This is a genomic window from Kitasatospora sp. NPDC042419, from assembly GCF_056437345.1.
This window is the reverse complement of the sequence record NZ_JBWKAW010000017.1, coordinates 195,678-218,901: the sequence shown is the minus strand read 5'-3', so window position 1 is coordinate 218,901 and position 23,224 is coordinate 195,678. Positions and strand designations below refer to the sequence as shown.

Sequence of the window (23,224 nt, the reverse complement as noted above, 5' to 3'; positions counted from 1 at the left end):
TATGCGAGATGTGCGGACGGACCGAGAACATCCAGGTCCACCAGGTCCGCAAGCTCGCCGACCTCGACCAGGGCGGACGGGAACAACCCGACTGGGCTGCCCTCATGGCGAAGAGACGACGCAAAACCCTTGTGGTCTGCGCGACTTGCCACGAAGGCATCCACGTCGGCCACCCTGCCTGACCTCACGGCAGTCACTGGAGAGCCCGTTGCGATTAACGTCGCACGGCGGGTTCGGGAGGAGGCCGCTGGGAAAAGGAGCAGCTCACGAGCTGACACCTCGCCCGGCGGCCCACCTCACACTCGACCTCACCGCACCGACGTCCGCCCCCACCGCCGCGACCGAGCCGACTCCCGCCGCCCATGCTGCCGCCTGACCGCCACCACCGACGGCGGCTCCGAACCACGGCGCAGACCCCGCCGCCGCCCCTCCCCGGCCCTGCCGCCGCGACCGCCTACACCCTCCTCCCCTTCGCCCTCCTCCTCGCCCTCGTCGCCTGGGCCTACCCCGTCCTCAGGCACCACCACCCCCTCCCCCGCCCCGCCCCCGCCTCCTCGACCACCTCCTCCCCCGACCCCAGCCTCGCCCCCAACCCCTGACCGCCGCACGGGAAGTCGGCCCCGCCGACTTCCCCCTCCCCCGATCCGCCTACCAGATCTGGACTCCGCCGCGGATCCGTGCCGCCCGGCGAGCGGCGTCGAGGATGTTGTCCAGCCGATCGGAGATCGCGCCGACGCGCTGAGCGACGGGCCTGGGTGAGTCCATTGCGGCGGCAATGGACTCGATGTTGCCCTGGAGCAGGAGGACTTCCTCGATGAACTCCGAAACGTCCTCCGGGGCAACGCGGAGCTCGTCTCCGGCCAACCGAGGGAAGAACCGTGCGCCGAGTGAGCGGACGGCTTCCGACCCCCAGACCGTGGTGCGCCAGCTCTCGAAGCCGGCAAGATCGGACGACCCTTCGGGGACGTCGAGGAAACGGAACTCACCGTTCTCATCAGCGATGAACACGTCCACCAACAGGCTCATGCGCGCAGTGGACCACGGCCGCGCCCAGATGGTCCACGTCCCTCGCGCTGCGGTCGGCGAGACCGGCCGTGGCGCGGTCACGGGGCCGGCGGAACGCGCTTCCGCAGCGACCCGTTGCCGCCCGCGGAGCCACCCGAGCCACCCGATGGTTCGTGCAGCCCACGACCGACACCACGATGTGACGGTCAACTCCCCTTCGGGCAATCAAGATTGCGAACACCCCTCGCTCGGTACGATCAAGCCGAACGACCGGTCCGTCCGACGGGACCGGCCGCCGACGAGGGGGGTACCTCACATGCAGCTCGACTCCGTCACCCGGTACGGCCGGCGACCGCGCAGGTCAGGCCGGTACGGGTGGCTCGCCGCGCTCGCCCTGGCATCGGTCGCGGTGGCCGGCTGCTCGTCCTCGGGCGACTCGGCCTCGGACAAGGCCTCGGACAAGGCCAAGGCAGCAGCCCCCACCACCGGCAACGCGCTCGCCGGCGACGTCGCGGCCTCCGCCGGCGGGCAGAGCGGCCAGGCGGCCCCGCCCGCCGCCCGCCCGGCCGACGCCTGCACGCTGCTGACCTCCGACCAGGTCAAGGCGGTGGTCGGCACGCCCGGCCCGTTCCCCGGCACCCCCATGGGCAGGCAGCCCAGCGGCGCGGCGGTCTGGGGCTGTTCCTGGAGCAACAGGGAGTCCCTCACCAGCCTGCAGGAGGTGGACGCCTCCACCTACAACAGCTACAAGAGGGACTCCCAGCGCCCGACCGCCAAGGAGCCGGCCGTCAAGGACGTCGGCAACGAGGTGTTCGTCGAGTCCCGCGGCAACGGCCACAAGCCCGCCCTGTACTTCGCGCTGGGCGCGCAGTACTACCGGGTCGAGGTCCAATCGAACCGCACTCTGGGCGCCAACAACCCCGACGCCGCCAAGGACGCGGCCTCCGAGGAGGCCCTCGCCCGGACCCTCGCCAAGGCGATCAAGGGCTGACCCGTGATGCCGCCGCGAGCAGCCCGGAGCCTGCTCGCGGCGGCACCGCCCGCCCGGCCATTACGGATCCCTCACCCCCGCCCGCCCGCATTCGCCGCGCGCGCGGGGCAGTTCGCCTGCCCTAACGGGAGAACGGGTTGGGCCTTTGGTCCCCTGTTTCCGCTCAATTGCCGCAAGTTGTTCCCATCGTCCGCTCGACTGTGCCAAGGTCTTTCCAAGGGCACCGCCCCGGGCACAGTGCGTCATCCCCCGTACGTACTGACCCTGGGGCGGGCCCTGCCAATCCAAGGCCCCCGTGCGCCGGAGCGCGGACGTCCTCGGCAGGCCCTCGGCATGCCGCCAGTAGGCCCTCAGCGGGTCTCGATGACGACCGACTCGATGACGACGTCGTTGACCGGCCGGTCCGTGCGCGGATTGGTGTCGGCGGTGGCGATCGCGTCCACCACCTTCTTCCCGGCGTCGCCGGTCACCTCGCCGAAGATGGTGTGCTTCCCCGTCAGCCAGCTGGTCGGGGAGACCGTGATGAAGAACTGCGAGCCGTTGGTTCCCGGGCCGGCGTTCGCCATGGCGAGCAGGTAGGGCTTGGTGAAGGCGAGGTCCGGGTGGAACTCGTCGGCGAACTTGTAGCCGGGGCCGCCGGTGCCGTTCCCCAGCGGGTCGCCGCCCTGGATCATGAAGCCCTCGATCACGCGGTGGAAGACGGTGCCGTCGTACAGCTTGTCCGTGGTCTTCTGCCCGGTCTCGGGGTTGACCCACTCGCGCTCGCCGTTGGCGAGTTCGACGAAGTTCGCGACGGTCTTGGGCGCGTGGTCCGGCAGGAGCCGCACCTCGATGTCGCCCTGGTTCGTCCTGAGAGTCGCGTAGAGCTCGTCGGCCATGTGTGCACCTTCCCTCGGAGTGGCAACGAAGCGGTCCCACCGTAGGAGCGCGATCGGGCCGGGACCCCGCATCCACGCCGATTCGGACCGCATCGGAACCAACGGGGCCGCCCACCGGCCGTGAAGGTCGAATGCGCGAACCGGAGCCGCACGGCCGTCCACGGCACCGCGGCCGTCGCAGCACGGGCCCCGCCTGCCGGTCGACAGGCGGGGCCCGATGAATTCCCCGTGCAGGTGTACGAGTTGCGCCCGATCGGCGCGGGGCGGCCGGACGGGTCAGCGGTCGTCGTGGACGGTGAGGGTCACCTCCTCCGTGACACCGCTCCCCGTCCAGCCCTCCACGTCGACCGTGATGTCGGAGTCGGACGTGTCGACCTTGAGGTTGTTGTAGGTGCTGCCCCACGGGGCGTCCCAGTAGACCTTGACGGTGGCTCCGGAGCCGTCTGCCAACTCGTGGACGACGTAGCCCTCGGTGCCTGCCGCGGTGCCCGGCCTGCCGCTGGCGCGGAACGCGATCAGCTCCTTGCCCGCCGGGACCTCGACCGGTGGGAAGTCGCCTTCGGCCTCCCACGTGCCCGAGTACAGGTCGTACTTCTGCACCTCCAGTGCCGCCCCGGTCCGGTTGCCGATCGTGACGGCGATGTAGTTCTGTTCGGACATCGCTTCCTTCCTCTCCTCGGTTCCACTTCAGTGGCCCCCGCGCCTTCCCCGCCGTTCTGGTCCGGCGCGCTCCGCGCCGGCGTCGACCGCCGCCTCAGCAGCCCGCCGTCACCGGGCGGTGGAGATGGCCCCTGCCCTCCAGGCGCTTCAGCGGCTCCTCCGATGGGTCGGGGTCGAAGAGCTCCCGGAGGACCAGCAGGTCGTGGCCGCCGACGTGCGCGGACTCGGCGGCCTCGCCCTGCTGCATCAGCCACGACAGGGACATCACGTTGTGGGTCAGAACCTTCATTGCCGTCCTCACCTGAGGGCGGGCGCGGGCGGGGATGGCGCACACGGCGGGGCGGGGCGGGGCCGCCCTGCATCGCGGCGCCAGTCAATCGGTCGGATGCGCACCACTCGCCGCAGGCGCGCCGCTCCCGCGCACGGCACCGCGGGGCGTGAAGGAGTGCAACCGGCTCGCGCCAGACCAGGAAAGGGCGCACACAAACGATGTGCGCCCGGTCGAGCGCCTCCCTCGTCGGCCAGGGCGACTCCGGCCGCCGCACCGCCGGCTCACACAGGGGCGGTGCGGGCCGGGAGCCGACGCTCCCAGGATGTCGGACCCGCCGACTTCCCGCTCCTTGCCCACTCGTTCGAGTGAACGACACGAGCGCCGCCCGGGCCACCACCGCGCCGGCTCCTAGGCTCGCCCGCGGCATTGACGGTGACCAGGCAAGGAGCAGCGACGGTGATGCCTCCCCCGCAGACGGAGCTGCCCTCCGAGGTGGCGAGCGTCGACGCCGCCAGGGCCTGGGCCGAACAGATCGCCGACGCCTGCGAGTTCGGCGAGGAAGACCGCTACCGGATCGGCCTCGCCGTCCACGAGGCGGCGGCCAACGCCATCGTGCACGGCAACCGGCAGCGGCCCGGCACGGCCGTCCGGCTGCGGTGGCAACTCACCGACGGACGGCTGACCGTGACCGTCGGAGACGACGGGCCGGGCTTCACCCCGCCGGCCCCGCCCGCCCCCGACGCGGCCCCCGGACTCGGCACCTCGGGCCGCGGACTCGGCCTGATCGCCCGCCTCACCGACGACTTCCACGTCTCGCACCGCGAGGACCCGCCCGGCACCGACCTGGTCCTCGTCATCATCCCGACGGAGGGCAACGGCGCTCCGGTGCAGGCCGATTGAGGGACGGGTCCGGCGGCGGGGCGGGGACGAGCAGGGCGCGCACTGGGGCGTGCGCTTCCGGTCGCGCGCCATGCGGACGGCACTCCCGCCCCCGCCGTGGTCACCGTGCTCCCGCGCACCACGCCCGGCCCCTTGGCGGGGCGTGCACGGGACCGCACACTCCGGGAGGGGCTCCCGGCCGGAGACCCCGCCACCCGGGCCGCCAGGCGCGCGGGTGGCGTCGCACGACCGGAAAGGCCTCCATGCGCCCGCTCCGCCCGTCCGCCACCGCCGTCTCCGCCGCCGTCCTCTCCGCCGCCCTCCTGTTGACCGCCACCGCCGGCAGCGCCTCGGCCGCCCCCGGTGACGCTCCCCGCGCCGCGCCCGGCGCCGGTGCCACCGCAGCGGTGGCGGGCTTCTCCGACGGGGGCTTCGAGAGCCCGGTCGTCCCCTCCCCGTCGCCGTTCACCGACTACCTCGGCGGCCAGACCTTCGGCCCCTGGACGGTCGGCGGCGACAGTGCCGACCTCACCTCCGACCGCCTCTGGGACGTCGCCGAGGGCCACCAGTCGCTCGACCTCAACGGCAGCACCACCGGCAGCGTCTCGCAGACCTTCCCGGTGGCACCGCTGACGACGTACCTCGTCACCTTCAAGCTGGCGGGCAACCCGGCGTGGGCCCCCGCGCTCAAGACCGGCCAGGTGCGGGTCGACGGCACGACGGTGCTCGACTTCTCCTTCGACACCACCGGGCACGGCTTCCGCTCCATGGGCTACACCGAGCAGACCGCCGCCTTCACCAACCTGCTGGGCTCCTCCGTCACCCTCACCTTCGCCAGCACCACCCCCGGCTACGGCGGCCCGGTCATCGACGACGTGAAGGTGCGCAGCTGCCTGCTGGTGCTCTGCCTGCCCTGACGGGGCGGGGCGGGGCAGGGCGGGGCAGGGCGGCGGAGGCGCCGCGCCGCCCGGCCGGAGCCGGGTGGCGCGGGGCCGCAGGACAACAGCCCGATCAGTACAGCTTGTTGACCGCCGCCTTGATGGTCTCCTTGAAGGCGGGCACGTCCGGCTGGGTCCAGTTGCTCTCCCAGTCGACGATGACGACGGTGCTGCCGTCCCTGCCCACGCCGAACAGGTAGTTGTTGTACGACGACCAGGGGGAGGTGCGGGTGCGCTTCACCCCGCCCACGGTCGCGCCCTCCTCGACGGCGACCGAGCCGTGGTCGTAGCCGGTCACGACGTCACCCGGGTACGCGGCGCGGAGGCGGTCGGCGCAGCCCGCGTAGGCCTGCCGGAGCGACTCGGCCAGCGCGACCGCCTCGGCCTCCGTCGGCAGCACCCAGACCCGCTCGACGGCCGAGGCCGTCTCCGAGGTGAAGAAGTCGGCGCTCCAGATGTTCTCCTCCGGCACGTCGCTGCCCCACTCCCACAGACAGGTCGGCATCAAGCTCCCGCCCGGCTGGTCCGACGCCCCTCCCATCCAGGTCAGCGAGTCCGGCGGCAGGTCCGCGATGTCGATCATCCCCGGCCGCACCGGCGTGTCGGCGGGCGTCGCGCCCGCCACCGGCGCCCCCGCCGCCACCATCGCCAGGGCGACCCCCGCCCCGCACACCCACGTACGAATCCCCGACCCCATCCGGCCACCTCCGTGTGAGCACAGCTACGGCAAACGCCCCCGCCCGATCGGAGCCGGGGCACCCGTCCAGCATGCGAGACCCCTCCCCGCCGGGTCCGGGCGCCCACGAACCGTGACCGGAATCCCCCGCCCCGACCACCCGGTCTGTCCGAAAACACCACATCGGCCACACGGTCGGGCGGCCCGGAGCGGCCAGGCGGCATGATGGGGCGCATGACCGATCAGACGGACGAGTGGATCACCCTCTTCTCCTACGAGAACCTCCCCGGCTGCCCCAAACCAGGGCGGCTGATGGCGGATTGACTGCGGGACCGCGGCATCGACTGGATGCCCTTCGCCCCGAAGGAGATCAGGATCGACCTGGCCTGCGGGGCCGACCGGGACGGCCACTGGCACGGCTGGTTCGCCGTCCGCTTCCGCGCCGAGGCACTGCGGCGGCTCGGGCTCCATCCCGACCAGCCGACCTCCGCCCCCGGGGACCGGCCGCCGCCCGCCTGGTGGGGCCCAGGGGCCCGGGGCGGGCGGCCACGAACCCGGACACACGGCCGGTCGTGACCGGCCGGCAGCGCTCGACGATCCGGCCGGGAGGACCGCACCGGTGGCGGGGCCGCCCCGACCGCACCGGCTCAGTCGGCCTGCTCCGCGCCGCCCCCGCCACCGCCCGTGCCGCCGCCGCTGCCGGCCGCCGCGAGGCGGGTCAGGGCGGCGGCGGTGCCGGCGTCCTCGCCCGCGCTGAACACGTGCAGCACCAGGCCGGTCTGGCCGGGGGCCGCCGGGATGTTCAGGGGCTCGAAGTCCAGGGTGAGCACCCCGGTCACGGCGTGGTGCAGCCGCTTGCGGCCCGCCGCGCACATCACCACCTCCCCCGTCTCCCAGATCCGCCGGAAGTCGGCGCTCCGCGAGGAGAGCCGGCGGATCAGCGCGACCAGCTCGGCGTCGTCCGGCCACGTCCCGGCGGCCACCCGCAGCTGGCCGACGGCCTCCGCCGCGCGGTCCGCCCAGTCGGGGTGGACGGTGCGGGACGCGGGATCGAGGAACAGGAAGCAGGCCTGGTTGCGGTCACGTCGCGGCAGATCGCCGACGCCGCCGATGAGTTCCGCGCCGAGCCCGTTCCACGCGACGACGTCGAGGCGGTGGTCCGTCACGAAGGCGGGGAGGTCGGCGCCGAGCGCGTCCAGCATGCGGCGCAGCAGCGGACTGACCCAGGGCCTGGGCACGGGCACCCGCCGGGCGCAGGCCAGCGTGTCGAGGTGGCGGCGCTCGGCCTCGTCCAGTCCGAGGGTGCGGGCGAGCGCGCCGAGCACCTCGGGCGACGGCTGGGTGGAGCGGCCCTGTTCCAGGCGGACGTAGTAGTCCACACTGATCCCGGCCAGTTGGGCCAGCTCCTCGCGGCGCAGCCCGCGCACCCGCCGCCGTCCGCCTCCCGCGAGACCGACCAGTTCGGGGGCCACCCGGCCGCGGCGGGCCCGCAGGAACGCGCCGAGCGCCCGGCTGGGGTCGCCGACCCCGTCCACCGGGATGGTCGCGCCGGTGCCCTCGTCCCCGCGGGTGGCGGTGCCCGTGTCGGTGCCCGTGTCGGTACCGGTGTCGGTACCGGTGTCGGTGCTGGTGTCCATGCGATCCAGTATGGGTGGCCCTCTCAGTACCAGGAACGGCAGTCCTCCGGAATCACAGGGTGCTGGCTGCCCGGCGCGGCCGGCGGGAGGGTGGTGCCATGACCGAGCACACGCCGCAGCAGCAGACCGCGCCCGCCCCGCAGAAGACCGTCCTCCTCGTCACCGCGCACCCCGAGCCGCGCTCGCTCACGTCCGCGCTGTCCGCGTTCGCCGCCGACCACCTGCGGGCCGCCGGGCACCGGGTGGAGGTGTCCGACCTGTACGCGATGAAGTGGCACGCCTCGCTGGACGCCGACGACTTCCCCGACCGGCCGGCGGACGAGCGGCTGGACGTGCTGGCCGCCCAGGGCGAGGCCACCCGTGTGGGGCGACTCTCGGCGGACATCGCCGCCGAGCAGGAGAAGCTGCGCCGGGCCGACGCCGTGGTGCTGCAGTTCCCGCTGTGGTGGTTCTCGGTGCCGGCGATCCTCAAGGGCTGGATCGACCGGGTGCTCACCTTCGAGTTCGCGCACGGGCCGGCCGTCCCGCCGCCGTACAGCGAGGGCGCGCTGGGCGGGCGGCGCGGGCTGCTGGCGGTGACGGCCGGGGCCCGGGAGTCGGCGTTCACTGACCGGGGCGCGCACGGCCCGCTGGCCGACCTGCTGTTCCCCGTGCAGCACGGCGTGCTGTGGTTCACCGGCATCGAGGCGCTCGAACCGTTCGCCGTGTACGGCTCGTCGGACGTCTCGCCGGAACGGTTCGCCGAGCTGACCGAGGAGTACGGGCGGCGGCTGGACGGGCTGTTCACCGACGAGCCGGTGCCGTTCCGGCGGCTCGACGGCGGGGACTACGGGCGGGACATGCGCCTGCTGCCCGAGGTGGAGGCGCCGGGCACGAACGGGCTGGCCCTGCACGTGGCGCCGCGCGGCTGACCGGCGGCCGCCCCGGGCAGGGGAGTTCGGCAGGAGGACGGCCCGCGCCGGGATGCCGGCCCGGCACGGGGGTGCGGGCCGGTGCGGGGGTGCGGGCCGGTGCGGGGGTGCGGGCCGGCGGCCGGACCGCGGCGGTTCAGAACGTGGCCAGGTCCAGGGCCTCGCTCAGCGAGGCGTAGCCGACGCAGAGCATCAGCCACATTCCCAGCGCCGATGTGACGGAGCCGAGGATCCGGCCCGCCCGGCCGCGTTGCTCGCGTGGTCGGCGCAGCTGCCGGATCCCGAGGGCGACGACGGCCACCGCGAGGGCGGCCAGCGCGTAGGCGAGGGCGGGGCTCTGGCGGTGCGCGAGCACGGCGAGGACGAAGACGCCCGCGAGCGACGCGGTGGTGAGCACCGCCAGCACCAGGCCGAGGACCATTTCCCCGACCAGTTCCAGGACGAAATCGCCCACCAGGTCGCCGATGTCGGCCAGGCAGCCGTCGCCCTTCCTCCCGGCCGGGACCGGCGTCGGGTCACCGGGCCGGTGCACCGGTGCCGTGGGCAGCGACCCGGTACTCCCGGGGTCCCCGTCCAGGCTCTCGTCGCTCATCGCTCCCCCGTCCCGCGGCCGCCCCCGCAGCACCGTCCCGGCCCGCGCGCCGCCCCTGAACCGCACCCGGTCCGATGGACCGACCGCTCGTCATGGTACGGGCGGCTCCGGGCGCGGGGCAGGGCCGGCCGGGGCCCGTCGCAGCCGGACCCCCGGGGGGGTCAGAGCTTTGTGGCCTCGTGGACCTGGTGGAGGTGGATCAGGATGTCGTAGGCCTGGTTGACCGCGAGGGCGGGGGCCGGCCGCTTGAAGCTCGACCCGGCGTCGTTGACGGGGCGCGGGGTGTCGAGCCAGGACCGGCCCGCCGCCGACAGCGTGCGCAGGTCGAGGTAGTAGTCGCGGTAGTGGACCCGGTCGAGGGTGTACTCCTGCATGTCCGGGGTGGCCGCGGGGACGGTCACCGTGTTCCAGGCCCCGCCGAGGTCGGTCCCGGTGAGGAACGCCCCCTGGTTGAAGGTGAAGCCGATGGCGGCGTAGTCCCGCCCGAGGGCGTTGCGCAGGTAGACGCCCTGCGTCGTCGGGTACATCACGGGGTCGGTGGACAGGTAGCCCACGTGGCCGTTGTGCGCGGACAGCAGCATCCTGTCCCCGGTGCGGCGCTGCCACCAGGCGGTGTTGTCGGCCATGGCCTGGTCGCGGTAGTGCTCCGCCGAGGACACCGACGCCGGGTCGGACAGGTCGAGGGCGGTGAAGGCGAAGGTCTGGACGATGTTGCGGGCGTGCTGCTCGGCCCACTCGTAGGCGTCACCGCCGGCGCCCTTGTTCGCGGTCAGCAGGTCGAAGGCCTGCTGGGCGACGGTGGCGTTGTGCCGCCGCTCGGCGACGGGCCGGCCCAGGTAGGCGAAGACGTCGTCGAGGGGGCGCAGGCCCGCGTACAACTGCTCGATCCGCGCGAGCTGTTCGGGGTGGGCCGAGCGGACGTAGGAGGTGACCCGGTCGAAGGCGGCGTCGCCGAGCTTCGGCGCTCCGACGTCGTTGCCCATGAAGTGGACCCTCCGGTCCGGGTGCCGGTCGTTGTACTGCCGCATCCAGGTGATCAGGCTGACGAACTCCTCGCGCTCCCAAGGGGATCCGGCGAGCGCCTCCTTCGCCGTCCGCCGGGCGTCGCCCGGCCCGCCCTGGAGGTACTCGTCGATCCGCAGGCCGGCCGTCCAGCTCATCTCCAGGGCGAAGGTGGTGAAGCCCTTCTCCTCGACGAGGTAGCGGAAGACGCGTTCCTTCATCGCGAAGAACTGGTGCGAGCCGTGGGTCGCCTCACCCAGCCCGACCACCTTGGCGTCCCCGATCATCGCCCCCAGCGCCCGCAGGTCGGTGCTGCGCCCGCCCGGCTCCGTGGAGCGCAGGGGCTGGGCGGCGCGCTCCAGGGCGCGTAGCGCGGCGGCCTGTCGGCCGTCGATCGCCGTGGCACCGGACGCCGTGGCGCCGGGCGAGGCGGGGCCGGACGAGGCGGACGCGGCGTCCGCGGCGGGTGCGGCGAAGGCCGCCGGGGCGAGCAGGGCGGTGGTGGCGAGCGCTGCCGTCGCGGCGAGCAGGCCCCGTCGTCCGAAGGCCTTCGTGTGCGTGGTCATGCTGATCACTCCTGAACTCGGTGTCTCCGCTGGGCGGTGGAGTGATCATCACGTGGTGTGGCCGCGGGGCGCGCTGGGGCCGTCCTCCAACCCTTCCGGGGGTAAACCCCCTGCTCAGAGGTGGGGTTGACCCCAGCAGGCGGGTCCGGCAGCGCATGAACCCGGGCGCGCACGGGGCGAGCGCCCGACGGCGTGCACCAGCGATCGGGCATTGACGCACCGTCAGTTCGTCCGATACCCGGCGCCCGCCACCGCTCACGGCCGAGGCGGACCCGAACGGGAAGCCGCCGGGAGTCCGAACGGGAAGCGGGCGCGGACCCGAACGGGAAGCGGTCTATCACCCCCGAACGGGCCGAGGCAACAGGGGCACCCGTCGATTCGCGGTGGATCACGGCCGGTGACGAGGGGCTCCTCCGACCTCCGCCCGCCCTCGGCAGCGAGTCGGCCGAGGGCTCGCCGCACCGGACCGCGCCGACCGGCGCCGCACCGGCCGGGGCCGGGGCGGCCGGGGCCGAGTCGGCCGGGGCGGCCGTGAGCCGTTCGGCGGCCGGCGCACCACCGGTCGGGAGGTGACCGTCAGGGCCAGCCCGTCGGCTTCGCGGTCATGGTGGCCCTGGCAGCGACGATCGCGACGCAGGCCCGATGGACCTCCGTGGCCGCCCAGTCCGGCGGCAGCGGCCCTCGGGCCTTCAACACCGCCGCCTGGCGCTGGAGTTCGCGCAGCGCTCCGCCCTGCGCGCTGGAGAGGCCCATCTCCTGGTAGTCGCCGAGGTCCGTGCCGCCGTCGAGGTACGTCCTGAGCCAGGGCCCGATGCTCAGGACGCAGTCCTCCAGCGGGTCGAACGGCGGCGGGGACGGCGAGGGGGCTGCCGTCTGCGGCGCGGTGGCGGTCGCCGGGGGTGGCCCGGCGGGTCCACCGCAACCGCATGCCACCGACGCCGCCGCCACCGTGAACAGGCCCGCCAAGCCGGCCGGGAGCCGTTTGCGCATGCCCGCATTGTGGCCTCCGGGAGGCCGCCGCGCCAGGGAGCCGGAGGCGGCCCGGGCGGGCACCGGCCGTCCACCACGGACGGCCCGGGCGGATCGGCAGCGGTCCGTCAGACCGCCGCGGTCGGGACCCCAGGGGCAGGCGGCGTCCCCGGCACGGGCGGAGTACCCGGCGCCGACGGCGTGGCGGGCACCGACGGGGTGGCGGGCAGGGACGGCGTCGACGGGACGCCCGGGGCGGTGGGGGCCACCGTCGAGCCCGCCGGGGCGCCGAGGACGCGTTCGGCCTTGGCGACGGCGGCGCGGTAGTAGAGGGAGGCGAGTTGCGAGGAGGAGGAGTCGCGCTGGAAGTAGCCGTAGGAGAGGGCGACGTCGCCGAGGCGTTCGACGCCGAGGTAGCCGTTGAGCGGGATGCCCTCCAGCACGCCGTCGAGGCGGACGGCCGGGGCGCCGGGCCGGTCGCCGAGGGCGATCGGGGTGACGGTGAAGGTCACGGCGGTCCCCGCGTCGTCGTTGAAGGTGAGGCTGCGGCAGTCGGCGAACGCGGAGCTGACGGTGGCGAAGTCGGCGGCCAGGCGGTCCGGTTCCTCGGCCGTGAGCGACTCGGTGATCAGCGGGTTGCCCGCCGGGCCCTCGAACTCGACGCCCTGGTGCGGCCGTCCGGCGGGCCCCTGCGCCGTCTCGCGGTTCAGCAGCGCGCGCAGCGCGTCGCAGCCGGCCACCGGGGAGGCCCCGCTCTCGGGCGAGGGGCTCGCGCCGGCCGGGATCTCGGTGAAGTCCGGCCCCAGTTCCTCGGCGGTGAGCAGGGCGGACCTGAGCTGCTCGTTGGTGGGCAGCTGCACGGCGGCCGGGGCGGCTGCGGCGCCAGGGGCAGGGGCCGCGACGGTGGCCCCTGGGGCGGCCGCGACGGTCACGGTCGGCGCGGGCGGCCCGGGTGGGGAGCCTGCGGCGAGTCCGGCGGTGCCGAGGGTGAGCAGGGCGGTGGCGGCCGCAGCCGCAAGGGCGGGAAAAGGCCTCGGGAGAGACATGCGGCCCCCGGTCGAGAGTGCGGGCAGGGACAGGCGTCCAGTCTCCCACCGCACCCCGGAGCCCGCCCGCCCGGACGGTGTATCCGCAGGTCAGGACGGGTCAGGACGGGTCAGGGCGGGTCAGGACGGGTCTACGGCGGTTTCGGCAGAGCGCCGGGGGGAGAGTCGGGCCGCGGGTCCGGCAGGATCGGCGGAGAGGCCAGCGGCGGCGTCAGGGCCGTCCGTACCGGCGGCGCCCGTACCGGCGGCGCTGTCCGGGCCGTCCGGGCCGTCCGGGCCGTCCGCCGGCAGCGTGGCGAGCGTCTCGGCGAGCCACTGCACCCAGAAGGCCTCCAGCCCGATGCCCGCCCGCAGGACGGCGTGCTGCAGCGGGTTGGCCTCGGCGCCCGGCGCCGGCGGGAAGTCGCGCCGTTCGATCTCCTGGTAGTCGGCCAACTGCGCCCGGTGCAGCGCGAGGTGCCGGTGGAGTTCGGCCTCCAGGCCTGCCGTGCCGACCACGGCGGCGGCGCGCAGCCGCAGCAGCAGCGGCTCCCGGACGGTCTTGGGGTCGTCCGCGCCGGCCGTCCACCGTTCGAGTTCGGACCGGCCGGCGGGCAGGACCTCGTACTCCTTCTTCTGGCCGCGCACCGGGCCGGTCTGCGGGAGCGCCCGGATCAGCCCGGAGGTCTCCAGCCGGCCCAGCTCGCGGTAGATCTGCTGATGGGTGGCGGACCAGAAGAAGCCGATCGACCTGTCGAACCGCCGGGTCAGCTCCAGCCCCGAGGACGGCTTCTCCAGCAGGGCGGTGAGGATGGCGTGCGGCAGCGACATGGGTCGATCCTAGGCGGCCACGGGGTGCCGCACGCCTCCTCGCGGGGTGGTCAGAGTGCGGCGGCCAGCTCGGTGCCCTGCTTGATCGCCCGCTTGGCGTCGAGTTCGGCGGCCTCGTCGGCGCCGCCGATCAGGTGCGGGGTGATGCCGAGGGCGCGCAGTGCGGCGTCGAGGTCGCGGCGCGGTTCCTGCCCGGTGCAGAGGACGACGGTGTCGACGGGGAGCAGCTGCGGTTCACCGTCGAGGGTGAAGTGGAGTCCGGCGTCGTCGATCAGGTCGTAGCGGGCGCCGGCGACCATGGTGACGCCGCGGTGCTTGAGTTCCGCGCGGTGGATCCACCCGGTGGTCTTGCCGAGCCCGGCGCCGACCTTGCCGGTCCGGCGCTGGAGCAGGTGGACGCGGCGCGGGGGCGCGGGCCGCTCGGGCCGGGCGAGGCCGCCGCGTTCGCGGTACTCGGGGTCGATGCCCCACTTGCGCTGGTAGACGGGCGGGTTGAGGCTCGCCTCGTCGCCCTGGTCGGTGAGGAACTCGGCGACGTCGAAGCCGATGCCGCCCGCCCCGACGACGGCGACGCGTTCGCCGACGGGTGCGCCGTCGCGCAGCACGTCGAGGTAGCCGAGCACGCTCGGGTGGTCGACGCCGGGGAGGTCGGCGGGGATCCGCGGGGTGACGCCGGTGGCGAGGACGACCTCGTCGAAGGCCTCGGCGGCGAGGTCCGGCGCCTCCACCAGGGCGCCGAGCCGCTGCTCGACGCCGAGTTCGGCGAGCCGGGTGCGGTAGTAGCGGATGGTCTCGTCGAACTCCTCCTTGCCGGGGATCCGCCGGGCGATGTCCAGCTGTCCGCCGATGGTGTCGGCGGCGTCGAACAGGGTGACGTGGTGGCCGCGTTCGGCGGCGGAGACGGTGAACGCGAGGCCGGCCGGTCCGGCGCCGACGACGCCGATGCGCTTGCGCGTCCTGGTCGGGGCGAGGACGAGTTCGGTCTCGTGGCAGGCGCGCGGGTTGACCAGGCAGGAGGTGGTCTTCCCGCTGAAGGTGTGGTCGAGGCAGGCCTGGTTGCAGCCGATGCAGGTGTTGACGGCGTCGGCGCGGCCGTCGCGCGCCTTGGCGACGAAGTCGGCGTCCGCGAGCAGCGGGCGGGCGAGGGAGACCAGGTCGGCGTACCCGTCGGCGATCAACTGCTCGGCGAGTTCGGGGGTGTTGATGCGGTTCGAGGTGACCAGCGGGATGCCGACCGAGCCCATCACCTTCCGGGTGACCCAGGCGAAGGCGCCGCGCGGCACGGAGGTGGCGATGGTGGGGATGCGCGCCTCGTGCCAGCCGATGCCGGTGTTGATGATGGTGGCGCCGGCCTCCTCGACGGCCTGGGCGAGCTGCACGACCTCGGGGAGGGTGGAGCCGCCGGGGACGAGGTCGAGCATGGAGAGGCGGTAGATCAGGATGAAGTCGGGCCCGACCCGCTCGCGGACCCGGCGGACGATCTCGACCGGGAAGCGCATCCGGTTCTCGTACGGGCCGCCCCAGTCGTCCTCGCGGTGGTTGGTGGTGGCGGCGACGAACTCGTTGATCAGGTAGCCCTCGGAGCCCATGATCTCGACGCCGTCGTAGCCGGCGTGGCGGGCGAGGGCGGCGCAGCGGGCGAAGTCCTCGATGGTCTGCTCGACCTCGTCGCCGGTGAGGGCGCGCGGCGGGTACGGGCTGATCGGGGCCTGGACGGCGCTGGGGGCGACCAGGTCGGGATGGTAGGCGTAGCGGCCGAAGTGCAGGATCTGGAGCGCGATCCGGCCGCCGGCGGCGTGCACGGCGTCGGTGACGACGCGGTGCTGTTCGGCCTCCTCCTCGGTGGTGAGCATGGCGCCGCCGCCCCAGGGGCGGCCGGCCTCGTTGGGGGCGATGCCGCCGGTGACGATGAGGCCGACGCCGCCGCGGGCGCGTTCGGCGTAGAAGGCGGCCAGCCGTTCCGGGCCGTCGGGGGCCTCCTCCAGGCCGACGTGCATGGAGCCCATGATGACGCGGTTGGGGAGGGTGGTGAAGCCGAGGTCGAGCGGGCGCAGCAGGTGCGGGTAGTCGGGGTGGGGCGGCGGCGGGGTGGCGGTCATCGGGGGTCTCCGGGGGCTTCGTCGAGGCGGCGGCTCGTTGTTACCACACGGTAGGGGAGGAGCCGACTCATATGCAACTGGTTGCATAAGAGGGGCGGCGGAGCTCCGCCCCACCCCCGACTCCCACGGCCCCACCGGACCCCTCACCCCCTCCCGCCCCGCCCTGCCCCACCCCGCCCCGCCCCGCCCTGCCCCGCCCGCCGAGGACTCCCCCGGTGCTTTGCTGACGGATCGTCAGTCCGCGGCGTATGGTCGTCGGACAACGGACGGGGCCGACCGCGGCCCCGGAGAGGGGGCACGGCCGTGCGGGGTGGATCGGTCGCCGTGGTCGGCGGCAGCATCGCGGGGTGCGCGTTCGCCCGGGCCGCCGCCCGGGGCGGAGCGGAGCGGGTCACCGTCCTGGAGCGCAGCCCCGGCCGGCTGGAGGACCGCGGCGTGGGCCTCTGCGTGGTGCTGGACCGCTACGCCGAACTCGTCCGGGCGGGCCACCTCGACGACGGCATCCGCCACCACCCGCTCACCGAACGGCACTGGGTCGCCGCCGACTCCTCCGGCGCCCACGGCCCGCGCGGGCGGGTGCTCTGGGTCCAGCCGATGACGATGCACTCGTTCCACTGGGGCGTGCTCTGGCAGGGCCTGCGCGAACGCGCCCCGGACAGCGTGGAGTTCCGCGCCGGCACGACCGTCACGGCGGTCGGCGGCGGCGGGGCGGCGGCCGGGGGTGGGGCGGCGGTCGGCGGCGGGGCGGTCGGCGACTCCCCTGACCACGGCGGCCGGCAGGCCTGGGTGGAGACCGCCGACGGACGGGAGCCGTACGACCTGGTGGTCGGCGCCGACGGCTACCGCTCGGTGGTCCGCGCCGCCGTCTGCCCGGACGCCCGGCCCGAGTACGCCGGGTACGTCTGCTGGCGCGGCAGCTTCGACGCCCGCCTGCTCGACCGGCTGCCCGGCGGCGCCGCCCGCTGGCCCGGGCACGAGGTGATCACCGCCTGCTACCCCGGCGGCCAGGTCGTGCTCTACCGCATCCCCGGCCTGACGCCCGGCACCACCCTGGTCAACTGGGTCTTCTACGCGCCCGCGCCCGCCTGGCTGCGCCCCGCCGACGACACCTCCGCCGACCCCAACGGCATCCCGGCCGGCTCGCTCGACCCCGCCCGGCTCGACGAACTGGCCGAACTCGCCGACCGGTACCTCCCGCCCTACTGGGCCGGAGTGGTCAACCTGACCCCGGTCGAACGGATCCTCCTCCAGCCGATCCACGACCTCGCGACCCCGCGCCGCACCGCGGGCCGCCTGCTGCTGGCCGGGGACGCCGCCACCCTGGTCCGCCCGCACAACACCAGCGGCGCGGCCAAGGCGCTCCAGGACGCCTGCGCCTTCGAGGACGCCTGGCGCACGGCCGACGGCTGGGACGACCTGCTGCCCGGGTACGACCGCGAACGCGGCGCGGTGGGCCGGGCGTTGGTCGACCTCGGCCGCCGGCTCGGACAGGCGCAGGTCACCCGCGCACCGGACTGGACGGCCATCGACGAGGCCGGGATGGCCGACTGGTGGCGCGAACAGCTCGCCGGCACCGGCGGATTCGGCGGCCTGTCCCTCGACCGGCCGCCGAACTCCGCCTCAGCGCAGGACGGTTCGCCCGGTCAGACGTGCACGCCGTAGTCGGTGGCGATGCCGCGCAGGCCGGAGGCGTAGCCCTGGCCGATCGCGCGGAACTTCCACTCGGCGCCGTTGCGGTACAGCTCGCCGAAGACCATCGCCGTCTCCGTCGAGGCGTCCTCGGTGAGGTCGTAGCGGGCGATCTCCTGGCCGTTGGCCTGGTTGACGACCCGGATGAAGGCGTTGCGGACCTGGCCGAAGCTCTGCAGCCGGGCGTCCGCGTCGTAGATCGACACCGGGAACACGACCTTGGCCACGTCGCCCGGGACGGCGGCCAGGTCGACCTTGATCTGCTCGTCGTCGCCGTCGCCGCCACCGGTCAGGTTGTCGCCGCTGTGCTCGACCGAACCGTCGGGGCTGCGCAGGTTGTTGAAGAAGACGAAGTGCCCGTCCGAGAGCACCTTGCCGACCGCGTTGCAGAGCAGCGCGCTCGCGTCCAGGTCGTAGTCGGCGCCGGTGGTGGTCCGCACGTCCCAGCCGAGTCCGATGATGACGGCGGTCAGGCCCGGCGCCTCCTTGGTCAGCGAGACGTTGCCGCCCTTGGCCAGCGAAACTCCCACAGTGCCCTCCTCGGTTGCGCTGCTGCTCTCCCTGGAAAAGAATCTACAACACTGTAGAGATCACGAGAATCCGTCCGACCGAATACGGCCACCTACGGCTCCCCCTGCGGCCCCGGACTCCCCCTCACCCGCCGTCCGCGAGCAGCTCCGCCACCTGCGGCGGCAGCAGGCACGCCCGCCGGGCCAGCAGGTCGACGAAGGCCGCCGTCAGCGGGTCCGGCCTGGTCCGGGTGTACGCGACCAGCACCCGCCGCACCGGCGGCTCCGGGCGGCGGACCAGCCCGTCGAACCCCGTCGGCACGATGTTGGCCGGCACCAGCGCCACCCCGAGCCCGGCCGCCGCGAGCAGCGGCGCCGCCGCCGTCTGCTCCGTCCGCACGGCCACCCGCGGCCGGAACCCGGCCTCCGCGCAGGCCGCGTCCAGCAGGTCGGCGAGCCCGTTGCCGGGGGCGTAGTGCACCCAGTCCCGGTCCGCCAGTCCGGCCAGCGGGACGCGCCGGCGCCGGGCCCGCTCCGCGCCGTCCGCGCCGCCCGGGCCGCCCGCGTCCTCCGCGTCCTCCGCGTCCTCCGGGGGCAGCGTCAGCACGAACTCCTCCACGCCCAGCTCCCGGATCGGCCCCTCCCAGTCGGCCGGCGGGGTCCCCACGGCCACGTCCGCCTGACCGGCCGCCATGGCCGCCCGCAGCTCCTCGTTGTGCGCGTACTCGCGCAGCCGGATCCGCACCCCCGGATGCGCGCGCCGCCACGTCCGCAGCACCGGCGGCAGGATGCCCAGGCTCACCGAGTACACCGTGGCCAACTCCAGTTCCCCGCCGTCCAGTCCGGCCGCCGACCGGGCCGCGGCGCGCAGCCGTTCGGCGTCCGCGAGCGCGGCGCGGGCGTGCGGCAGGACGGCCCGCCCCATCGGCGTCGGCCGCACCGCGCGCGGCAGCCGCTCCAGCAGGGCCCCGCCCACCGCCTTCTCCAGCGCCCGCACCTGGTGCGAGAGCGCGGGCTGGGTGACGTGCAGCAGCTCGGCGGCCCGGGTGAAGGAGCCGGTGTCGACGACGGTCACCAGGTACTCGAACTGGCGAAGCGTGGGGGTAGCCATGCAGAGAGTTTATGGCTTCCCAAGAAAACAAGCCTTGGACGCATCCGGCCTGGTCACCGCAGGGTTGTCCCATGACCACTCCCCCCGTTCCCGCCCCCGCCCACCTCGGCCCCTCCCTCTCCGGCCGCCGTGTCGTCGTGGTCGGCGCCGGATCCAACACCGGCCGCGCCCTCGCCCACGCCGCCTCCGCCGCCGGAGCCGAGCTGATCCTCGCCGGCCCCGACCCCCGCAAGCTGGAGTGGACCGCCGGTGAGCTCGCCGGCCCGGCGAAGGTCGTCCCCGTCGACCTCGCCGACGAGGACTCGATCGCCGCCCTCACCGCCGCCACCGGCCGGTTCGACCACCTGGTCTCCACCGCCGCCATGCCCGCCAACGGCCCGCTCGCCGAGCTCGAACTCGCCGACGTCCACCGGGCGTTCGCCGCCAAGGTCTACGGCCCGCTGCTGCTCGCCAAGCACCTCGCCCCGCAGGCCGCCACCGACACCCCCGACGGCGCGTCCTTCACCTTCTTCTCCGGCGTCGCCGCCTGGCGCCCAGCCCCCGCCCGCACCGTGATGGCCACCACCAACGGCGCCCTGGCCTTCCTCGTCCAGGCCTTGGCCGTCGAGATCGCCCCGGTCCGCGTCAACGCCGTCTCCCCCGGCATCGTCGACACCGGAGCCTGGGACCGCATGGGCGCCGACAAGGGCGAGTTCCTGCGCTCCGTCGCCGACCGCAACCCCGCCCGGCGCACCGGCACCACCGAGGACCTCGTCCGCGCCGTCCACTTCGCGATGACCAGCCCGTTCGTCACCGGCACCGTCCTCCACGTCGACGGCGGCGGCCGCCTCGCCTGAGGCCTTCGGCCGGGAGCCCTCGCGCCTGCGGCACCCCGAGCCCCGCGGAATCCCGGCCCCGCAGAATCCCGGCCCCGAGACGTCCCGACCCGAGGCGCCCCGACCCCGCAGCGCCCCGGGCCGGGACGCAGATCGGCCACTCCGCGCGGCCCGTCGGCCGGCGGGGTGGCGGGCGACCTCGCGGCCCGCGCCACGCTCGCCGATCGGCGCTCCGCAAGCCGGGCCGCCCCGGTCTCCGCCGACGCAGGTCAGCCAGACGGCGAACACCGCGGTCGGTCAGGTGGCCGAAAGCTTCATGTCATATGACCTGTGACATTGTTCTGACCGCCATTCGGTGACAGGATCCACGCCAATCTCCTTCATTCAGCTTGACCCCACGTCAGGCTGCCCCCACTCGAAGAAGGACTCGGCGTGCACCTGCGCATACGTCTCTCCACGCTCGCAGCCGGCGTCGTCGCCTGTTGCGCCACGGCCACCGCCGTGCTGCCGGCCCAGGCCTTCGCGGCGCCCCCCGCCGCCACCGCCGGACCGGCCCCGACCGCGACAGCCCCGACCAGCACCACCCCGGCGGCGGCAGCAGCAGCGATCGCTGCTGCTGCCGGGAAGCCGGCGGGCCTGTCCACGGCCGGCGCGACCACGGGGTCCGAGCACCCCGACGCGCCCGCCACCCCGCTGCCCCCGGCGCTGCTCAGCGAGACCCTCATGGGCGAACCGGCCGCGACGGCCGCGGCGACCACCCCCGCCCAGCCCAAGTCCCTCGCGGCACGGGCCCAGTCGGGCGCCGCCGCGGAAGCCGCCGCGCCGACCTGCACCCCGGCCGACTTCGCCGCCCACACCGGCGCCGACCTGGTCGCATTCCTCAAGAGCTCGACCCCGGAGTGCGTCTCCGCGCTCTTCAACAACGGCGGCACCGACCCGAGCATCTTCCAGCAGTCCCGGATGCTGACCGTCGCGGCCGCCTTCAAGGACCTCGCCGCCGGCTACACCGGCGACAACTCGACCGGCATCCTTCAACTGGTGCTCTACCTGCGGGTGGGCTACTACATCCAGTCCTACTACCCGGACGCGGCCGGCCCGTACACCAGCGCACTCACCACCGCCGTCAAGGCCGGCCTGGACGCGTTCTTCGCCGGCTCCCGCTGGCACGACGTCACCGAGAACAACGGCCGCGTGCTCAAGGAGGTGCTGACGCAGACCGACAGCGCCAACATCCAGGCCGACTACCTGCCCGTCTACAAGCGCGTGCTGGACGACTACGACAACTCGTACAACGCGTTCCCGCAGATGGTCAGCGCGGTCAACTCCGTTCTGAGGTTCCCGCTCTGGCGGGGCAACACCAACCCGAACTTCGTCAACGCGCTCGGCGCCTACCCGAGCCTCGTCACCTCGCTCGCCGACTTCGCGATCAAGCACAAGGACCTGCTCAACGGCCCCAACTCCGTCCTCGACACCAACGCGGGCAACGACCTGGCCCGGATGGCCGGGAGCAGCCCCACCGTCGAGGCCGTGGCGAAGCCGCAGGTCAAGCGGGTGCTGGACTCCGCGCCGCTCCTCACCCCCGAGGCGTCGCTGTACGTCTACACCGCCGTCCAGGCCGCCTACTACAACGGCAGCCAGTGCTCGTACTACGACATCTGCAACCTGCCCGCCAAGCTCACCTCGGTGGTCCTGCCGAACCAGCTGGTCTGCGACAACCGCACCCTCCAGGCCCAGGCCCTGTCGGCCGCCGAACTGGCCACCGTCTGCGCGAGCCTGCGCAACCAGGACGCGTTCTTCCACAACGTCGTCAAGGACAACGGGCCGATCCCGAACCAGTACGCCAAGACCGTCACCTTCGGGATCTTCGCCAACAAGACCGACTACACCACCTACTCGTGGGCGATCTTCGGCAACTCGACCGACAACGGCGGCCAGACCGTCATGGACGCCACCGACCCGAACCGCCGGGCCGCCACCGTGATGTACCAGAAGGCCTGGAACAACAGCGACCCCGCCCGCGTGTGGAACCTCAACCACGAGTACACGCACTACCTCGACGCCATCTACGACATGAAGGGCAACTACAACACCCAGATGTCCGTCCCGGACATCTGGTGGGTCGAGGGCCTCGCCGAGTACATCTCCTACAGCTACCGCGCCACCACCGACACCGACGCGATGGCCCAGGCCGCCCTGCACACCTACAAGCTCAGCACCATCTTCCAGAACACCTACGGCAACTCGGACTCGACCCGCGTCTACCCGTGGGGCTACCTGGCCGTCCGGTACATGCTGGAGAAGCACCCGGCCGACGTCCACGCCATGCTGGCCCGCTTCCGCGTCGGCGACTACACCGGCGGCTACGCGGTCTACAACAACCTCGGCACCTCCTACGACGCCGACTTCGACGCCTGGCTCACCGCCTGCGCCGCCGGCGCCTGCTACGCCGCCGGCCCGACCTCGCTGTTCGACGCGTCGGTGAACGGCGCGACCGTCAACGTGACCGAGCGGTCCGTGCAGACCGGCCCGGGCCGGATCGTCTCCTGGCGCTGGACCTTCGGCGACGGCACCTCCTCGGACGAGCGCAACCCGAGCCACACCTACGCGGCGGCCGGCTCGTACACCGTCGCCCTGACCACCACCGACGACACCGGTCGGACCGCCACCACCCCGACCACGGTCACCGTGACGGCCGCCCCGGTCGCCCTGCCGAACTGCACCGAGCAGCGCACCGACGCGATGGGCCGGAACTGCTCGCGGACCGGCCGCGCCGCGACCGCCGGGAACACCGACTACCTGTACGTCTACCTGCCGGCCGGCACCACCACGCTGAAGGTCACCACCTCCGGCGGCACCGGCACCGCGCACCTGTACTACAACGCGGGTACCTGGGCCTCGCCGAACGCCTTCACCGCCTCCTCCACCGGCACGGGCACCACCCAGTCCCTCACCGTCACCAACCCCACCGCCGGCTACCGCTACATCAGCCTGTACGCCGTCACCGACTTCAGCGGCGTCACGGTCAGCACCCAGTTCTGACCCCGGGTCCCCGGGGGCCCTGGGGACTCCGGGGTCTCTGGGACCTCTGGGACCCCGGTCTCTGAGAAGCATCTGCGCGAGCGCCCGGCCGGGATTCCCCGGCCGGGCGCTCCGCGTCGGCGCCCTTCCCG

23 protein-coding genes and 1 pseudogene are annotated in these 23,224 nt (G+C 73.9%); 10 read left to right on the top strand and 14 right to left on the bottom strand.

Going from position 1 to position 23,224, the window contains the following annotated elements:
- Window positions 1-182, top strand: a 182-nt coding sequence (locus AC067J_RS28080; protein ID WP_478303774.1) for an HNH endonuclease, incomplete at its 5' end; no start/stop codon positions are given.
- Between the two features lie 180 nt (window positions 183-362).
- Window positions 363-599 (top strand): hypothetical protein, encoded by a 237-nt coding sequence (locus AC067J_RS28075; RefSeq protein ID WP_478303773.1) that lies wholly within the window; start codon window positions 363-365, stop codon window positions 597-599.
- Window positions 600-648: 49 nt separating this feature from the next.
- Here the strand turns inward: AC067J_RS28075 and AC067J_RS28070 are convergent, their stop codons facing one another.
- The gene (locus AC067J_RS28070; protein ID WP_478303771.1) at window positions 649-1,026 is read right to left on the bottom strand and encodes a hypothetical protein; all 378 of its coding nucleotides are present in this window, start codon (window positions 1,024-1,026) and stop codon (window positions 649-651) included.
- Between the two features lie 295 nt (window positions 1,027-1,321).
- Here AC067J_RS28070 and AC067J_RS28065 point away from each other — a divergent pair, with 295 nt between their 5' ends.
- Window positions 1,322-1,996 (top strand): DUF3558 family protein, encoded by a 675-nt coding sequence (locus tag AC067J_RS28065; protein WP_478303770.1) that lies wholly within the window; start codon window positions 1,322-1,324, stop codon window positions 1,994-1,996.
- Between the two features lie 350 nt (window positions 1,997-2,346).
- Here AC067J_RS28065 and AC067J_RS28060 read toward each other — a convergent pair whose 3' ends face one another.
- From AC067J_RS28060 to AC067J_RS28050, 3 genes are all read right to left on the bottom strand, one after another.
- Window positions 2,347-2,874 carry a peptidylprolyl isomerase gene (locus AC067J_RS28060; protein ID WP_478303768.1) on the bottom strand — a complete coding sequence of 176 codons (528 nt, stop codon included), beginning with the start codon at window positions 2,872-2,874 and terminating at the stop codon, window positions 2,347-2,349.
- 276 nt (window positions 2,875-3,150) lie between these two features.
- Window positions 3,151-3,534: an aegerolysin family protein gene (locus tag AC067J_RS28055; protein ID WP_478303766.1), complete on the bottom strand. Its 384-nt coding sequence runs from the start codon at window positions 3,532-3,534 to the stop codon at window positions 3,151-3,153.
- A gap of 94 nt (window positions 3,535-3,628) precedes the next feature.
- Entirely contained in the window at window positions 3,629-3,823 is a 195-nt protein-coding gene (locus AC067J_RS28050) for a hypothetical protein (RefSeq protein WP_478303764.1), read from the bottom strand.
- A gap of 441 nt (window positions 3,824-4,264) precedes the next feature.
- Between AC067J_RS28050 and AC067J_RS28045 the strand changes: the two genes are divergently transcribed.
- Entirely contained in the window at window positions 4,265-4,705 is a 441-nt protein-coding gene (locus AC067J_RS28045; protein ID WP_327682367.1) for an ATP-binding protein, read from the top strand.
- A 242-nt stretch (window positions 4,706-4,947) separates the two neighbouring features.
- The gene (locus tag AC067J_RS28040) at window positions 4,948-5,601 is read left to right on the top strand and encodes a DUF642 domain-containing protein (protein WP_327682365.1); all 654 of its coding nucleotides are present in this window, start codon (window positions 4,948-4,950) and stop codon (window positions 5,599-5,601) included.
- A gap of 94 nt (window positions 5,602-5,695) precedes the next feature.
- Here the strand turns inward: AC067J_RS28040 and AC067J_RS28035 are convergent, their stop codons facing one another.
- The gene (locus AC067J_RS28035) at window positions 5,696-6,319 is read right to left on the bottom strand and encodes a hypothetical protein (protein ID WP_478303763.1); all 624 of its coding nucleotides are present in this window, start codon (window positions 6,317-6,319) and stop codon (window positions 5,696-5,698) included.
- A 327-nt stretch (window positions 6,320-6,646) separates the two neighbouring features.
- On the opposite strand from AC067J_RS28035, the gene AC067J_RS28030 reads away from it, so the two are divergent.
- The gene (locus AC067J_RS28030; protein ID WP_478303761.1) at window positions 6,647-6,874 is read left to right on the top strand and encodes a hypothetical protein; all 228 of its coding nucleotides are present in this window, start codon (window positions 6,647-6,649) and stop codon (window positions 6,872-6,874) included.
- Between the two features lie 71 nt (window positions 6,875-6,945).
- Here AC067J_RS28030 and AC067J_RS28025 read toward each other — a convergent pair whose 3' ends face one another.
- On the bottom strand, window positions 6,946-7,935 hold the full coding sequence (locus tag AC067J_RS28025) for a helix-turn-helix transcriptional regulator (RefSeq protein WP_478303759.1): 990 nt from the start codon (window positions 7,933-7,935) through the stop codon (window positions 6,946-6,948).
- A 98-nt stretch (window positions 7,936-8,033) separates the two neighbouring features.
- Here AC067J_RS28025 and AC067J_RS28020 point away from each other — a divergent pair, with 98 nt between their 5' ends.
- Window positions 8,034-8,846 carry an NAD(P)H-dependent oxidoreductase gene (locus tag AC067J_RS28020; protein WP_478303757.1) on the top strand — a complete coding sequence of 271 codons (813 nt, stop codon included), beginning with the start codon at window positions 8,034-8,036 and terminating at the stop codon, window positions 8,844-8,846.
- A gap of 136 nt (window positions 8,847-8,982) precedes the next feature.
- Here AC067J_RS28020 and AC067J_RS28015 read toward each other — a convergent pair whose 3' ends face one another.
- The 6 genes and pseudogenes from AC067J_RS28015 to AC067J_RS27990 form a co-directional block, all read right to left on the bottom strand.
- Window positions 8,983-9,438 carry a hypothetical protein gene (locus tag AC067J_RS28015; RefSeq protein WP_478303755.1) on the bottom strand — a complete coding sequence of 152 codons (456 nt, stop codon included), beginning with the start codon at window positions 9,436-9,438 and terminating at the stop codon, window positions 8,983-8,985.
- Between the two features lie 161 nt (window positions 9,439-9,599).
- A complete protein-coding gene (locus AC067J_RS28010) occupies window positions 9,600-11,006 on the bottom strand; it encodes an erythromycin esterase family protein (protein ID WP_478303752.1) in 1,407 nt (468 codons plus the stop codon).
- Between the two features lie 576 nt (window positions 11,007-11,582).
- Window positions 11,583-11,996, bottom strand: a complete 414-nt coding sequence (locus tag AC067J_RS28005) for a hypothetical protein (RefSeq protein ID WP_478303750.1) — start codon at window positions 11,994-11,996, stop codon at window positions 11,583-11,585.
- 107 nt (window positions 11,997-12,103) lie between these two features.
- Complete coding sequence (locus tag AC067J_RS28000) at window positions 12,104-13,021, bottom strand: hypothetical protein (RefSeq protein ID WP_478303748.1); 918 nt, start codon at window positions 13,019-13,021, stop codon at window positions 12,104-12,106.
- 273 nt (window positions 13,022-13,294) lie between these two features.
- A pseudogene (locus AC067J_RS27995) lies at window positions 13,295-13,831 on the bottom strand (PadR family transcriptional regulator); the annotation flags it as partial.
- A 50-nt stretch (window positions 13,832-13,881) separates the two neighbouring features.
- Complete coding sequence (locus AC067J_RS27990) at window positions 13,882-15,930, bottom strand: oxidoreductase (protein WP_478303746.1); 2,049 nt, start codon at window positions 15,928-15,930, stop codon at window positions 13,882-13,884.
- A gap of 303 nt (window positions 15,931-16,233) precedes the next feature.
- Here AC067J_RS27990 and AC067J_RS27985 point away from each other — a divergent pair, with 303 nt between their 5' ends.
- A complete protein-coding gene (locus AC067J_RS27985; protein WP_478303744.1) occupies window positions 16,234-17,592 on the top strand; it encodes an FAD binding domain-containing protein in 1,359 nt (452 codons plus the stop codon).
- Here AC067J_RS27985 and AC067J_RS27980 read toward each other — a convergent pair.
- Together AC067J_RS27980 and AC067J_RS27975 are read right to left on the bottom strand one after the other, a co-directional pair.
- Window positions 17,574-18,149 carry a TerD family protein gene (locus AC067J_RS27980; protein WP_478303742.1) on the bottom strand — a complete coding sequence of 192 codons (576 nt, stop codon included), beginning with the start codon at window positions 18,147-18,149 and terminating at the stop codon, window positions 17,574-17,576. The two genes, AC067J_RS27985 and AC067J_RS27980, sit on opposite strands and share 19 nt — an antisense overlap.
- Before the next feature lie 124 nt (window positions 18,150-18,273).
- Window positions 18,274-19,239: a LysR family transcriptional regulator gene (locus AC067J_RS27975; protein ID WP_478303741.1), complete on the bottom strand. Its 966-nt coding sequence runs from the start codon at window positions 19,237-19,239 to the stop codon at window positions 18,274-18,276.
- Window positions 19,240-19,310: 71 nt separating this feature from the next.
- Between AC067J_RS27975 and AC067J_RS27970 the strand changes: the two genes are divergently transcribed.
- Together AC067J_RS27970 and AC067J_RS27965 are read left to right on the top strand one after the other, a co-directional pair.
- The gene (locus AC067J_RS27970) at window positions 19,311-20,075 is read left to right on the top strand and encodes an SDR family oxidoreductase (protein WP_478303740.1); all 765 of its coding nucleotides are present in this window, start codon (window positions 19,311-19,313) and stop codon (window positions 20,073-20,075) included.
- Between the two features lie 411 nt (window positions 20,076-20,486).
- Window positions 20,487-23,093, top strand: coding sequence for a collagenase (locus AC067J_RS27965; protein WP_478303738.1), 2,607 nt, complete (start codon window positions 20,487-20,489; stop codon window positions 23,091-23,093).
- The last annotated feature ends 131 nt before the right edge of the window (window positions 23,094-23,224 follow it).

Coding starts and splice junctions, on each gene's coding strand:
- AC067J_RS28075 (WP_478303773.1), top strand. CDS start 363: ATGCTGCCGCCTGACCGCCACCACCGACGGCGGCTCCGAACCACGGCG.
- AC067J_RS28070 (WP_478303771.1), bottom strand. CDS start 1,026: ATGAGCCTGTTGGTGGACGTGTTCATCGCTGATGAGAACGGTGAGTTC.
- AC067J_RS28065 (WP_478303770.1), top strand. CDS start 1,322: ATGCAGCTCGACTCCGTCACCCGGTACGGCCGGCGACCGCGCAGGTCA.
- AC067J_RS28060 (WP_478303768.1), bottom strand. CDS start 2,874: ATGGCCGACGAGCTCTACGCGACTCTCAGGACGAACCAGGGCGACATC.
- AC067J_RS28055 (WP_478303766.1), bottom strand. CDS start 3,534: ATGTCCGAACAGAACTACATCGCCGTCACGATCGGCAACCGGACCGGG.
- AC067J_RS28050 (WP_478303764.1), bottom strand. CDS start 3,823: ATGAAGGTTCTGACCCACAACGTGATGTCCCTGTCGTGGCTGATGCAG.
- AC067J_RS28045 (WP_327682367.1), top strand. CDS start 4,265: ATGCCTCCCCCGCAGACGGAGCTGCCCTCCGAGGTGGCGAGCGTCGAC.
- AC067J_RS28040 (WP_327682365.1), top strand. CDS start 4,948: ATGCGCCCGCTCCGCCCGTCCGCCACCGCCGTCTCCGCCGCCGTCCTC.
- AC067J_RS28035 (WP_478303763.1), bottom strand. CDS start 6,319: ATGGGGTCGGGGATTCGTACGTGGGTGTGCGGGGCGGGGGTCGCCCTG.
- AC067J_RS28030 (WP_478303761.1), top strand. CDS start 6,647: ATGCCCTTCGCCCCGAAGGAGATCAGGATCGACCTGGCCTGCGGGGCC.
- AC067J_RS28025 (WP_478303759.1), bottom strand. CDS start 7,935: ATGGACACCAGCACCGACACCGGTACCGACACCGGTACCGACACGGGC.
- AC067J_RS28020 (WP_478303757.1), top strand. CDS start 8,034: ATGACCGAGCACACGCCGCAGCAGCAGACCGCGCCCGCCCCGCAGAAG.
- AC067J_RS28015 (WP_478303755.1), bottom strand. CDS start 9,438: ATGAGCGACGAGAGCCTGGACGGGGACCCCGGGAGTACCGGGTCGCTG.
- AC067J_RS28010 (WP_478303752.1), bottom strand. CDS start 11,006: ATGACCACGCACACGAAGGCCTTCGGACGACGGGGCCTGCTCGCCGCG.
- AC067J_RS28005 (WP_478303750.1), bottom strand. CDS start 11,996: ATGCGCAAACGGCTCCCGGCCGGCTTGGCGGGCCTGTTCACGGTGGCG.
- AC067J_RS28000 (WP_478303748.1), bottom strand. CDS start 13,021: ATGTCTCTCCCGAGGCCTTTTCCCGCCCTTGCGGCTGCGGCCGCCACC.
- AC067J_RS27990 (WP_478303746.1), bottom strand. CDS start 15,930: ATGACCGCCACCCCGCCGCCGCCCCACCCCGACTACCCGCACCTGCTG.
- AC067J_RS27975 (WP_478303741.1), bottom strand. CDS start 19,239: ATGGCTACCCCCACGCTTCGCCAGTTCGAGTACCTGGTGACCGTCGTC.
- AC067J_RS27970 (WP_478303740.1), top strand. CDS start 19,311: ATGACCACTCCCCCCGTTCCCGCCCCCGCCCACCTCGGCCCCTCCCTC.